This is a genomic window from Pseudomonas sp. GW822-FHT03F08, from assembly GCF_058801265.1.
The window spans coordinates 586,798-599,337 of record NZ_JBXANC010000004.1; the positions used below are offsets into that span (position 1 = coordinate 586,798).

Genomic DNA, 12,540 nt, shown 5'->3' on the forward strand with positions numbered 1-12,540 from the left:
CTTCAAACTCTTCTAGAAGCGGAAAGTGAGGTCGACGAGCAGACGCAGATCGGTTTCCCGGTCACCGTCGTAGGGCCGGTTGATCACACTGAACAAACCGCCCACCTCGAACACGTCGTTCCAGGCATAGCGCTGGCCGTAGCCCAGCAACGCCATGCCGCCGGTGCCGTGGTCACGCTGGCTGTACGTACCCGCGCCGGCCTGGAACTGCTGGCTCCAGGAGGTTTCGTAGCGGTGGTAGAGCACGTGGTTGACGTTGACCGTCGGCATCACGCTGAGATCCGCCTTCGGGTTGTAGTACGGCACGTCTTCGGAATTGGAGTTGTGGCTGGTGGCGACTTCCAGACCCGCGTCGACCTGCACGTGGGTGGTGCTGTAGACGCCTTCGCGCCCGGTCAGCAAGGCTTCGACGCGGTTGTTGCCGTCACTGAAATGCGACGGGCTGACCGACAGTTTCCACTCGCGGCTTTCGTTGGCGCGCCAACGGATGAAACCGCTGCCGCCGTTGGCCTTTATGTTGCTGTTCAACGCGCGCAACGGGGTGTCGGCCGACAGGTATTCAAGGCTGCCGCCGTACTGCCAGTTGTCGTTGATGTCCCGGGCAATCGCCAGACGAGCGCCCTGCTTGTCGCCGTAACCGTAGGAATGGTTGGAGACCTCGGCTTCAAGGGTCATGTCACGGGTGCGGCGCTCCAGGCCGACGCGCTGGAAGCGGTGGTTGCCGGTGCCTTCGGCGAAGTCGCCGGTGGCATAACCGACCCCGGCGAACACACGCCAGTCTTCATCGATCGGCGGGCTGTACAGCGTGCTCTGGATGCCGAAGTCCCGACTGCCGCTGACCGCGCCGGCATTGCCGCCGCTGCCGCCATTGGCCTTGCCGCCGTAGGCTTCGACGCGCAGCTCGGACATGTCATGCACTTCGCGCTCGCGTGCGGCGCGCTGAACCTGGCGGTTGTCCGGGAAACGCTCGACGACGTCGTCGGTCAGCGCATCCATCTGCCGCCATTCCTGCAAAGTCATGGCCGTGCGGGCCTGAGCGACTTCCAGGCCCATGTCCCGTGGTACCACGCTCTCGACTTCCTTGAGCTGGCTTTCTGCGCGACGCGGCCATTGGCGGGCCAGGTACAGATCGGCCTGGGACAGGCGCAAGCCGACGTTACCCGGCGCCTGATCGACCAGCGTCTGCAAGCGATCCTCGCCGTGGGGCAAGTCCGCGCCGTAGGTACCGGCAGCCTGTGCCGAGAGCAATTGCGCGTCCATCCAGTCGTCGCTGGGGTTGCCGATTGGCAGTCCCTTGAGTTCGACGCGCGGTTTCTCGTTTTTGGCCAGGTCTTCGGCGACCTTGCGTGCCTCGTCGGCCCGGTCGCTCTCCAGCAGCGAGTAATACAGCGCGGTGGTGTCTTCGAGGCGATCGCCGGCATCGGCGTCCGGCGCCGAGAGCACCTGGCGATAGAGATCGGTGGCGACTTCCGGTTGCCGTCGATCCAGATAAGACGCGGCGACCCAACGCAAAGCGTAGGTCGGAATCTTCACGCCTTCCGCTTGCAGCTTCTGGTATTCGGTGATGACGTCGGCAGTGCGCGCCCGGGCCTTGAGGGCGCCCATGCGGTCGATGCGCCAGCGGGTCACATCATCGTGGGCGCTGGCGTCCGGGGTCCAGGTGGCGAGCAGTTTGTCGTAGTCGGCCAACGCACGGTCGGCGATCACATAACGTTCTTTTTCGCTGCGGGTGGCGAATTCGGCGAGACGCACGCGTTCGGCAGCCAGATCGCCTTCGAGACGGCGCAGCGTCACCGGATCGATCAGCCCCGGACGCTGGTTGGCCAGGCGTAGCGCAGGCTCAGGCAGACGGGCTTTTTGCAGAGCGACCACGTACTCACGGGCAACTTCCGGTTTGCTGCCGGCACGAGAGAAGGCCTGATCGTATTCGAACAGCGCGTCGTATTGCTTGCCGGCGCGGGTCAGGGCATAGCCCAAGGCGAGACGGCGGGAAGGATCGTCGGGCTTGGCCGCCACCAGCGCTTTCGCACGGGTCACAGCCTCGTCGGGTTTGCCGGAATCAGCCTGGGTCAACGCCAGACCCAGTTGCAGGTCGGCATTGTTCGGTTCCAGCGCCAAAGCCTTGTTGTAGACCTCGGAGGCCTGATCCCAGCGCTTGAAATTGCGATAGGCGCGGGCGGTGGCGGTCAGGGCCTGGATCGGCAATGCGCGGCCGCGTCCCAGGGTCTCGTAGACCTGTACCACTTCGGCGTCGAGCCCGGCCCAACTGGCGATTTGCAGGTGATCGCTGACCTGCCCGGTGGAAGCCTGGGCCGGCGGCACTTGACGCAAAGCGGTCAGCGCAGGCGTGTAATGCCCTGCCCGGGCGTCGAGCACCATTTGATCGTAGGCCGTATCGGCCAACGCGAGTACCGGCCAGAGCAACTGGCTGCACAGCGCGACTCGAAACAAAGGGCGTAAACCACGATGTAATACGGGAACATCAGTACGCGGCATTCGTCAGCATCCTTACATGGCCAGCCGGGTTGCAATGCCCCCCCTTGCCCAATTCGTAACGGAGGCCAAGTCAGAATCACTTGGCCAAGCTTATCCAAGCAGTCTTGCACGCAAGCGTAGACCAATATTCAGAACACAATATTTGTTCAGATTCGTGACCGGAAACGCTGGCGCGCGCCGCAAACGCAGAGTCCAGACAGCAAAACGCCCGGCGTCTGCGGGAAGCAAAGGCCGGGCGTTGAGGTGTAGCGAGGGGTTTTACTGTTCCTGGCTCACGTTGACGCCAGCGAATTTGCTCATCAGGAAACCGACGAACTGCTCGACGGTCATTTTCTGGCCGTTGAACTCCACTTGATTGGCGGCGTAATGCAACTTGGTCGTCACATTGGTGCCATCCAGCGTTGCCAGCTGCGAACCCACGGCCATGCCGGAGAACATGTCGGCAGCGGCGCTGGCCTGGTCAACGATGGCTTTGGCGTCGGTCTGACCATCGATCTGGGCCTGAACGCTGAGCAGGTCCACCAGCATCGGCTTGGACACCTGCACATTGACGTCGAGCAGCGCGATCAGCTGTTTGCCCAGTTGATCCGGCGGCAGGTCCATCGAGGCCGGTTTGGTCAGGTCGAGCACCAGATTGGCCCGGCTTTCACCGTTGGCGGTTTTCAGCGACAGGTCTTCCAGCGCCAGCTGCGGGCCGGCTGCCAGCAGTTTCTGCAGGTCAGCCTTGACCTGAGTGGACTCGGCTTCGGTCAGGTTCAGCTCGGGCGCCGGCAGACCGGCGGCGGTGGCTTCGGCGGCGGCTTTTTCGTACGGCTGCAGCTTGGTCTGGTAGATCTGCATCAGCGACAGGGCCGACGGGATGTCGAGGTTTTTCAGGCTCATGGCCAGATTGGCCGAACCGATTTTCTTGTCGTTGAGGGTCACTTCACCGATTTTGTAGTCGGCACGGCCGGAAGCATTGGTGCCGTTTTCTTCGGTGAGGTTCTTCATTTCGAAGTTCTTCACACCCAGCACGGACTGCTTGGCGCCGAAAGTGGTCTTGCTGCTGGTCAGTTCCAGGGTGTTTTCGCCGGTGTAGTAGCCGTAGCTGCTCTTGGCGAGGTTGCTGGCCAGGGTCAGGCCGCTGAGTTCGATCTGCACCGGCGCCTGGTCTTCAGCCACGGTGGTCAGGTGCAGGCTGTCCATATAGCCGTTGGCCTTGACCTTCTGCGCCTGGGCACTGGCGGAGATATCCATGTTCAGGCCGGAGAATTTCAGGCTCGACTGCTCGTCCAGTGCGGTTTCCAGTGGCAGCAGTTCGATGTTGCCGGTGGTGGACTGGTCGTAGCCGATATTGACCACACCTTTCAGTGGCGCGGCGCCCTTGGTGGCAGCGAACCATTTTTCGGTGATCGGGGTCTTTTCCAGCTCATAGTGACTGGTGGCCATGACCGGCAGCCATTTCAGCGAGACCAGACGCGAGAACGGCAGCGGGCCATGTTCGATGTGATCGACGAACAGCAGCTCGACCGGCGCTTCACCGAACATCTCGCCTTCGCCCTTGAGGCGATAGTGCGCGGTGCTGCTGAAGGTGTGACGTTCCAGCGACACCAGCTCCAGCGACGCACTGCCGTTGGAACCGGCCATGGCGGCTTGCAGCTCTTTGTTGGCATCGACGACGGCGTTGTTGAGCACGCCTTCGATCTTGGTGCCGGTGTACCAGGCCCCGCCGACGCTGATGGCGCCGATGGCAACAACGATTCCGAGAAGCACGCCTGCTGATTTATTCATGAATGACCTGATCGATTTCCGTGGCTGAAAGTGTGGTCGTCTTCCGTGAACCCGTGACCGGGCCGTGGCTCGACTCCGCTGAATTTAGCGGTGGAGATTAGCACTGGCAGCGCGGGGCGGCCCAATGTTTAAAGGTTAAAGAGTGTCCACGGGACATGGACAAACAAAAAGATCGCCGGGTTCGGCGATCTTTCGGGAGGTCAGGAATACTGCACCTCGATCTCATCGAGCTGATGATCGAAGCTTTTCAGGCGCGCGGTCCACGTATACACCAGCACCTCGAAATCCCGGTCGATCACCGCCCCGCCCGGCCCGTCGCCGCGCGGGTCGCAGAAATCCAGTTGATAGCGCTCACGGGCCATGGCCGTGGCGACGTCGGACAATTCACGCGCATTGTTCAGCCAGTGCCAGCCTTCATCGGCGACTTGTCTGTCGAGTGCCAGGCATTGTTTTTTCAGGGCTTCGAGGCTTTTTTCCAGTGGGGTGCCGGTGAGTTCGCCCATGACCTCGGCGAAGGTGCGTCCCGGTTGCCAGTAGCTGCCCCAGAAGTAGCGGTCGAACACAGTTTCGACTTTGCGCAGCGCGACCTTGGTGTCCCAGATCAGCAGCAGGGTCTTGCTTTGTTCAAGCTGCCTTTTTTTGAGCTTTTGCACCTGCACCAACGACCAGGCCACCACCACGATCGCCATCACGGCGATCAACGCAGTCGCGCTGTCGAGGAAGACCATCGCCTTGTCGATCTGGTGGGCCAGCATGATGCCGTAGAAATAGGTGGCCGACAGCAGCACCAGTGCGACCAGGGCGCACCAGAAGCCGAGAGCGTAAGGGTTTTTCATTATTGGTTTCCCCTAGACCTGCGCTAGCAATGTGCACTGAAAAGGCGCCTTGCTCAGGGCGCCCCTTCAATACTTCAAAGCATAGCAACGGCCTCAGGGTTTGCTGGCGCTCGAGGCTTGCGTTCGTCCGCTTTCCCAACCGCCGCCCAGGGCGAGGAACAAATCGATCTGGCTCATGGCAACCTGAGTGTTGGCGGCGGCCAGTTGCGCGGTGACATCGGTGTAGGTGCGGGTGGCTTGCAGGTCGGCGAGGAACGACTCGCGGCCCGCCTGGAAGAAGCGGTGAGTCTGGTCAGCCGCCAGCTTCGCCGACTGCTCGGCATCGGCCAACGCATCGCGGCGTTGCAACAGCGCGGTGTACTGGGCCAGACCGGTCTGGGTTTCGCGGATGGCGTTCAGCACCACACCGTCGAAATGCGCCAGTGCGCCCTGGGTCGAGGCTTCGGCTTCACGGATCCGCGCCCGGGCGCCGTTGGTCGGCACCTTCCAGCTCAACGACGGGCCGAAGCCCCAGCGGTTGGTCGACGGGTCGCCGAGGTCGGAGACAATGCCGACGGTGCCAATGGTCGCGCCAATGCTGATGTCCGGGTACAGCTCGCCGGTGGCAATGCCGATCCCGGCAGTCGCGGCCGCCAGTCGACGCTCGGCCTGACGGATATCCGGACGGCGCTTGAGCAGTGCAGCGCCGTCACCGACCGGCACCAGTTGGGCGATTTTCGGCAGTTCGGCGCAGGTCGCGGTGCCGGCCGGCAATTGATCGACCGGTTTGGCCAGCAGCATCGACAGGCGGAACAACCCGGCCTGACGCGCGGCCTCATAACGCGGCATGTCGGCGCGCAAGGACTTGAATTGGGTCTGCGAGCGGGTGACCTGGGTTTCGTCCCCGCGCCCGGCGTCGCGCAGACGCTGGATCAGCGTGGTGCTCTGGGATTGCAGGTCAAGGGAATGCTGGGCGATTTCCCGTTCTTCGTTGGCCGCACAAACCTGGGTGTAAGCCCGAACCACGTCGGCCACCAGGGTGATGCGTGCGGTGTCGGCAGCGGCCTGGGTCGCATCGGCGTTGGCTTTCGCCGCTTCGATCCCACGTTGCAGAACGCCCCACAGGTCGAATTGGTACGAGGCGCTGATGCCGATGTCGGCGACGTTGGCCACCGGGACTTTCTCCGGCAGCAGGAACGCCTGACCGGATTCCTGCAAGCGCTGGGCGCCCATCTTCACACCGCCACTCCAGCCACCGGCTGCCTCGGCCTCATCGACCTGGGCGCGGGCCCGCGACAGGTTCGCCGCCGCCACCCGCAGATCGGTATTGGACGCCATGGCCTGCTGCACCAGTTGATCCAGTCGCGGATCGCGATACAACCGCCACCAGTCCGCCGGCACCGGCGACGAGACCACCGGCTTGCCGGCCACCGCCAGATCGCCCTGAAAATCCTTGCGCTGGATGGCCGCGTCACCCGGCAGGTGATAGTCCGGCCCGACCATGGAACAGGCCGACAACATCACGCCCAGCCCGGCGATCATCAGGGCCCTGTTCATTGCTCGGGCTCCTGCTGTTTATCGTCGATGATCGACACCGTGGCGGTACGCCCGGCGATCATGCGGAAGTCATCCGGCACGTCATCGAAGGCAATGCGCACCGGAATCCGCTGCGCCAGGCGCACCCAGCTGAAGGCCGGGTTGACGTTGGGCAACAGGTTGCTGCCGCTCGAGCGGTCACGGTCTTCGATGCCGGCGACGATACTTTCGACATGCCCACGCAAGCGGGCGCGGTCGCCGATCACGCGGATATCCACCGACTGGCCGACGTGGATGCCGTCGAGTTTGGTCTCTTCGAAATAGCCGTCGATGTGGAACGAATTGCTGTCCACCACCGACAGCACCGGACGCCCGGCCGTTACGAATTCCTGGGTGCGCGGCGCGCGGTCGTTGACGTAACCGTCCACCGGGCTGCGGATCACCGAGCGGTCGAGGTTGAGCTGGGCACTGTCCACTGTCACCAGCGCTTCGGCCAGTGCCGATTGCGCGCGGGCGACTTTCGACTGGCTTTCTTCCAGCTGTTCGGCCGGCACCAGATTACCCAGCCCCCGGTTACGCTTGGCTTCACGCTGGGCCTGGGCGAGGGTTTCTTCGCGGTCGGCAACGGCTGCCTTGGCTTGACGCAACGCCAGTTTGAAACGGTCCTGATCGATGCTGAACAGCACCTGGCCGCGCTTCACCAACTGGTTGTCCTTGACCTCGACCTGCTGGATCAGCCCGGACACATCCGGAGCGATCTGCACGATATCGGCGCGGATGTGGCCGTCACGGGTCCAAGGCGCGAACATGTAATACATCACCATGCGCCAGACCACGACGACGGCGAAAGTCACGATCAGCAAAGTCAGCATCACGCGACCGATAGTCAAAAACGGTTTTTTCATGTCATCAGGTATCGACTGAGTGAGTCCACGCCGTACAGCATCACGGCGTAGAGGGCCACGTTGAACAATGCCCGGTGCCAGACCAGACGGTAGAAATGCAGGCGTGTAAGCACGCCATGTACCAGCACAAACAGCACATACGTGATGCCCATCAGCACCAGCAGGGTCGGCAGGAAAATGCCGCTGATGTCCAGGTCACCGATCATAGGGGCGCTCCCTCGGGCAGCGGTTCTTCGGGCTCGGCGCTGGAGACGAATTCGACGCCGGGCAACAGCGCCAGACGCAAACCGCTCAAGGCGTGCAACAGGTGTAGTCGGGTTTCTTCATCGCCGTGGCCGTTGAGCGCGCGACGGGTGCGGTCCATGGTCATCAGCAGCGGGCTCGGAGCCGGCAAGCGTTCGCCGGCCTTGAGACAGGCCCGGAAGTAATCGCCGACCTCGGCCACCACTTGCTGCAACAACGCGTTCGGCGCGCCTGTCACGCGCGGGGTGTAGGCCAGCAGATCGAGCAGATTCAGACCCACGCGCACTTCGCGCATGGCGATGCCGGTGTCCTGGCCGGTCAGCGCCAGACGCGGCAGGTGCTGCATCAGGCGGTCGAGCAGTTGCACGCCCAATTGCCGGTGCTCGGCGAGGTTCGCCGGTTCGGTCATGCTGACGATGTCTTTCCAGCTGAAACGGGTCAGGCGCTTGGCCGCCAGTTCGGCACCGAACGGCCGGGCGATCAGCGTCCAGATAAACGCAAACAACAACCCCATCGGGCCCGCCAGGTTGGAGTTCACGAAGGCGAAGAAGTCCGCATCGTAAGCGCCCGAGATACTGATGAACGACGAGGTGTTCACCAGGGTCAGCAGCATGCCGAGGTAGAACCGTGGCTGAACCGTCAGGGTGCCGACGCAGATGAACGGGATGGCAAATGCCAGCACCAGCATCGGGAAGTCATGCAGGTTTGGCAGCACCAGAAACAGGTACAGACTGGCGAACAGCACCGACATCCCGGTCCAGAAAAAGAACCGGTAAATCTGCGGCGCCGGGTCGTCCATCGAGGCAAAGAAACTGCACGACACCGCTGCCAGAATCACCGCGCTGCCGCCGTCGGTCCAGCCCAGCAGAATCCACAATGTCGAGGCGACGATGATCGCCAGAATGGTCGAGGCCACCGAATACAGCATCAGCCCACGGTCGAGAAACGGCGTCAGGCGACCAAGGCGCCAGTGACGATAGACCGCGCGCCAGCTGTCCTGGCGATCGCACAGGATCGCGTCCTGCAGACTGCGGCAGTCCTGCCACAGATCGATGAATTCGCCGAGGCGGTACAGCGCGTTGGAAAACAGCAACTGTTTGCGATCTTCGAGGGCTTCGGCGCTGGGTTGCAGGGCTTCGAGCTGATCGCGCAGGGCTTGCCAGCGGTCGAGATCGGCATCTTTGTGGCCGAGCCATTCGCGGGTGGCGGTGAGCAGCGGCGCGAATTTTTCCACCAGTTCCGGGGTGCGCCGTTCTAGGGCGTAAAGCGAGTCTTCCAGAGCGTCGATCACCGGCAGCAGGTGGATCATCCGCCCGCGCAGTTCCTTGGTGTTACGCACCGTCTGCGGCCGCGCGCCTTCGTGCGGCAACTGGCCGATCATCAATTCCAGGCTGTTGAAACTGCCGACCATGGCCATGCGCAGGGCGGTGACTTCTTCGGGCTTTACGTCGCGGCTGAGGAATTTCAGGCTGTAGGTCGTCGCATCGGCAAACCACTTGCCCACCGCATCGTTGAACACCGGCGCCAGGCGTCTAGGCCAGAACATCGCGCCGACCACCGCCGCCACCGCGATGCCAAGGAAGATCTCTTCGGTACGCGCCTCAGCCACATCCCAGACCGCCAGCGGGTTATCCACCGTCGGAAGGGCGATCAGCGGCAAGGTGTACCCCGCGAGCATCAGCGCGTAATTGTTGGCGGTGCGCAGGTGCAGCGACAGGAACAGCAGAATCCCGGTCCACAACGCGATGACCACCACCAGCACGTACGGGCTCTGGACGAACATCGGCACGAACAGCACCGCCGCCGCAGCGCCGAGAAAGGTCCCGATCGCCCGGTACAACGCCTTGGAACTGGTCGGCCCTAGGAACGGGCTGGAAACGATGTACACCGTGGCCATCGCCCAGTAAGGACGCGGCATCTGCATCAGCAAGGCGATGTACAACGCGATCATCGAGGCTGCAAACGTACGGATCCCGTAGAACCAGTCCCGGGCCGGAGGAATGCCGGAAAAAAAGCCGTTCACGGATAGATCACCGCTGGCGGACTGGCCGCCTCAAAAGCTCTCAGTACACGAAGCGTAGCCTCCAGATCACTCCGGTCGATGCCTTCGAGCACCTCATTGCGCAGACGCACCAGCTCGACTTCCACCGCTTGCACCAGCTCGCGACCGGTGTCGGTCAGGCTCAGGCATTTGGCCCGGCGATCCTGCGGGTCTTCAGTGCGGCAGACGTAGCCGGCGTGGCACAACTGATCGAGCAGCCGCACCAGCGAAGGGCTCTCGATCCCCGCCGCCTGCGCCACCTGCACCTGATGCACGCTCTCCCCCAGACGCCCGATCATCAAGAGCGGGACGGCGCAGGCTTCGGAAATTCCATAGTTGACCAGCGTGGTCTGGCAGATCTTCCGCCAATGCCTGGCGGCCACCACCATGGCGCTGCTGATGTTCATCTGGAGGGCGTCGAGGGTATTCGGCACGAGGGAATGCACACACTGTTAGTTTGCTAACTATCAATATGGCATTTGAGGGGAAATTCAGTCAAGTTTTGAAACAAATTGCCCCGTTGGTCGTTAGAGCGATCAGGTGGTTCCTAATTAGGAACTTACAATGTATATACCTTTTCAGTACGAACCCCCTTTCGAAGGAGTTGAGCATGTCAAAACAAGCCGTTTTCACAATGAAGCTGGAGCCGGAGTTGCGTGAGCAATTCATGGCCGAAGCTGAAGCAACGCATCGCCCTGCCTCGCAAATCGTAAGAGAAATGATGCGGCACTTCGTCCAGACTCAACGTGAGGCTCGCGAGTACGAGGCGTTTCTGCAGCGGAAGGTAGATATCGCACGAGCCTCTATACGCGACGGGGATGGCTTGTCGAATGAAGAAGTAGAAGCAGAATTCGCCGCAAGGCGCAGGCGGGCAGACAATCAAGAATGAGGATTATCTGGACGAAAACCGCCAAAAAGGATCGTGAAAAAATTTGGGATTATCTTCACTCCGTAAACCCAAAAGCCGCTGTAGATATGGATAACCGCTTCAGCGAAGCGGTTTCCCGAATTTCTCAGAATCCGGAAATTGGCCCAGTCGGTATCATTGCCGGCACGCGAGAAGTCATTCCACACCAAAGCTATCGGCTCGTTTATCAATTGGAACACGATGCAGCCTGGATTCTGGCACTGGTCCATACCGCTCGATTATGGCCGTTACCACGGTGACTGCTACCCCGCCCGCCCCTTCCTCAACATCACATCCAACTGATCCACCACCTCCGCCCAATCCGCATCATCGAGAATCTCGTCCCGCAAAAAATCCGCCTGGCTCTTGGACCAGAAAAACGCATCGCACAGGTGCAGTTCGGGCTTGAGCGGGGAATGGGTGGCGATGAACTGGTCGATGCTGACCGGGTCGTTGGGCAGGCCGAGTTGTTTGAACAGGGATGGGAGGCTGTGCGTCGGATTTTCCATTGTTCTACTCCTTCGAAGATTCAGTGGATGAAAACATTTCGCGAGCAAGCCACATTGCCACAGGTTCATTGCAGAACCTGTGGGAGCGGGCCTGCTCGCGATTGGCGTCAGCGCAGACGCTAACAAAAACCTACTGACTCAACTCCCGCACCTGGGCATGGGGCACCATTTTCAGGAACTCGGGCATGCTCATGTGCAGCAGGTTGTTGTGGTTGCCGGCCTCCAGGTAAATGTCTTTTTGCCGGGTCACCAACGGGTCGATGACCATGTCCAGCCCGTAGGAGTCGCCCAGCGGCGGCACTGCGCCACGTTCGCAGTCGTCGAACAGGTGCGCCAGGGTGCTTTCGCGGGTGATCTGCCACTCGCCGCTGGTGCGCACTTTGCTCAGGTCCAGATGGCGGCTGGCGGGCAGCACGGCCATCAGGTAATGCCCGTGGTGGTCGTCGAGGATCACCGATTTGGCCACCCTGTCCGCCGGAATCCCCGAAACCCGCGCCGTTTCAAGGCTGCTGCTCGAGTGCGGATGGGAGAGGACATCATATTCGCATTGCGCCCGGGTCAGGCTGCTTTGCACTTTTCTTGCCATACGCATGATGCACCTCGGTGCCCGCCGACGCTGCGCGGCGGGCGGTGATGAACATTGTTCCTGTCCTTGAAAGTCTAGTCGGGCACGCTGCGAGTGAAGGGAATTCCGCCCACTGGCGGCACGAGCAATTTGATCAAAATTCATCCAGCTCCAGGCTCAACTAGACTGTAAAGAGAACCCCTGACTCTCCCGGAGGGTCACGTGAACACCCGTCGCTGTGCGTTTGTCCTGTTGATGCTGCTGAGCGGATCGGCCCTGGCTGTGGACACCCCGCTGCACGCTGTCGACCCCATCGGCCTGTGGCTGATCACCTTGGGCATCGCGTTCCTGATCGCCGAAGCCGCGCTGCCCAACTACGGCGTGATCGGCCTGGGCGGCATCGTCATGTTCGTGATCGGCGCGCTGATCCTGGGCAACGCCGAACTGCCGGTGCCGATGATGATCGGCCTCGGGCTGGTCAGCGCCCTGCTGTTGATTGCGCTACTGATCCGCGCTTTGAAGACTCGACCGCGCCATCCGGTCAGCGGCGACGCGGGCCTGCTTGGCAGCGTAACGGCCGTGACGGTCGTGCAGCCGCAGGACGCTCGCAACGGCTGGGTGCAATTACAGGGAGAACGCTGGCAAGTTTTGAGTGCCACACCGCTGCACACCGGGCAACCGGTGCGGGTGGTCGGGCGCAAGGGCTTGTTGCTGCAAGTGGCCGCGGCTGACGCGGCACCGCTCGGAGAGTGA

Annotated in this window: 13 protein-coding genes; 3 read left to right on the forward strand and 10 right to left on the reverse strand. The window is 61.9% G+C overall.

All coding sequences use genetic code 11. The features are described from left to right. Positions 1 to 12: 12 nt before the first annotated feature. The 8 genes from pgaA to AC1RME_RS13180 all read right to left on the reverse strand — a co-directional run bounded on the left by pgaA (position 13) and on the right by AC1RME_RS13180 (position 10,213). Entirely contained in the window at positions 13 to 2,496 is a 2,484-nt protein-coding gene (gene pgaA / locus AC1RME_RS13145; RefSeq protein ID WP_096821849.1) for a poly-beta-1,6 N-acetyl-D-glucosamine export porin PgaA, read from the reverse strand. A gap of 258 nt (positions 2,497 to 2,754) precedes the next feature. After that, positions 2,755 to 4,266 (reverse strand): YdgA family protein, encoded by a 1,512-nt coding sequence (locus AC1RME_RS13150; protein WP_096821848.1) that lies wholly within the window; start codon positions 4,264 to 4,266, stop codon positions 2,755 to 2,757. Positions 4,267 to 4,466: 200 nt separating this feature from the next. Then, positions 4,467 to 5,102: an NADH:ubiquinone oxidoreductase subunit N gene (locus AC1RME_RS13155; RefSeq protein WP_096821847.1), complete on the reverse strand. Its 636-nt coding sequence runs from the start codon at positions 5,100 to 5,102 to the stop codon at positions 4,467 to 4,469. 93 nt (positions 5,103 to 5,195) lie between these two features. Beyond that, entirely contained in the window at positions 5,196 to 6,638 is a 1,443-nt protein-coding gene (locus tag AC1RME_RS13160) for an efflux transporter outer membrane subunit (protein WP_096821846.1), read from the reverse strand. Then, positions 6,635 to 7,522 carry an efflux RND transporter periplasmic adaptor subunit gene (locus AC1RME_RS13165; RefSeq protein ID WP_096821845.1) on the reverse strand — a complete coding sequence of 296 codons (888 nt, stop codon included), beginning with the start codon at positions 7,520 to 7,522 and terminating at the stop codon, positions 6,635 to 6,637. The genes AC1RME_RS13160 and AC1RME_RS13165 overlap by 4 nt, the downstream gene beginning before the upstream one ends. Then, a complete protein-coding gene (locus tag AC1RME_RS13170) occupies positions 7,519 to 7,728 on the reverse strand; it encodes a DUF1656 domain-containing protein (protein WP_007957657.1) in 210 nt (69 codons plus the stop codon). The genes AC1RME_RS13165 and AC1RME_RS13170 overlap by 4 nt, the downstream gene beginning before the upstream one ends. Then, positions 7,725 to 9,788 carry an FUSC family protein gene (locus tag AC1RME_RS13175; RefSeq protein WP_096821844.1) on the reverse strand — a complete coding sequence of 688 codons (2,064 nt, stop codon included), beginning with the start codon at positions 9,786 to 9,788 and terminating at the stop codon, positions 7,725 to 7,727. The genes AC1RME_RS13170 and AC1RME_RS13175 overlap by 4 nt, the downstream gene beginning before the upstream one ends. Continuing rightward, complete coding sequence (locus tag AC1RME_RS13180) at positions 9,785 to 10,213, reverse strand: MarR family transcriptional regulator (protein ID WP_176504882.1); 429 nt, start codon at positions 10,211 to 10,213, stop codon at positions 9,785 to 9,787. The genes AC1RME_RS13175 and AC1RME_RS13180 overlap by 4 nt, the downstream gene beginning before the upstream one ends. Before the next feature lie 203 nt (positions 10,214 to 10,416). On the opposite strand from AC1RME_RS13180, the gene AC1RME_RS13185 reads away from it, so the two are divergent. Next, entirely contained in the window at positions 10,417 to 10,695 is a 279-nt protein-coding gene (locus AC1RME_RS13185) for an antitoxin of toxin-antitoxin stability system (protein WP_096821982.1), read from the forward strand. Continuing rightward, positions 10,692 to 10,973: a type II toxin-antitoxin system RelE/ParE family toxin gene (locus AC1RME_RS13190; RefSeq protein ID WP_096821842.1), complete on the forward strand. Its 282-nt coding sequence runs from the start codon at positions 10,692 to 10,694 to the stop codon at positions 10,971 to 10,973. The genes AC1RME_RS13185 and AC1RME_RS13190 overlap by 4 nt, the downstream gene beginning before the upstream one ends. 3 nt (positions 10,974 to 10,976) lie before the next feature. On the opposite strand, the gene AC1RME_RS13195 is transcribed toward AC1RME_RS13190, so the two are convergent. Then, positions 10,977 to 11,222 carry a DUF2789 domain-containing protein gene (locus tag AC1RME_RS13195; RefSeq protein WP_096821841.1) on the reverse strand — a complete coding sequence of 82 codons (246 nt, stop codon included), beginning with the start codon at positions 11,220 to 11,222 and terminating at the stop codon, positions 10,977 to 10,979. A 130-nt stretch (positions 11,223 to 11,352) separates the two neighbouring features. After that, positions 11,353 to 11,814, reverse strand: a complete 462-nt coding sequence (locus AC1RME_RS13200) for an aminoacyl-tRNA deacylase (protein ID WP_096821840.1) — start codon at positions 11,812 to 11,814, stop codon at positions 11,353 to 11,355. A 195-nt stretch (positions 11,815 to 12,009) separates the two neighbouring features. On the opposite strand from AC1RME_RS13200, the gene AC1RME_RS13205 reads away from it, so the two are divergent. After that, complete coding sequence (locus AC1RME_RS13205) at positions 12,010 to 12,540, forward strand: NfeD family protein (RefSeq protein WP_096821839.1); 531 nt, start codon at positions 12,010 to 12,012, stop codon at positions 12,538 to 12,540.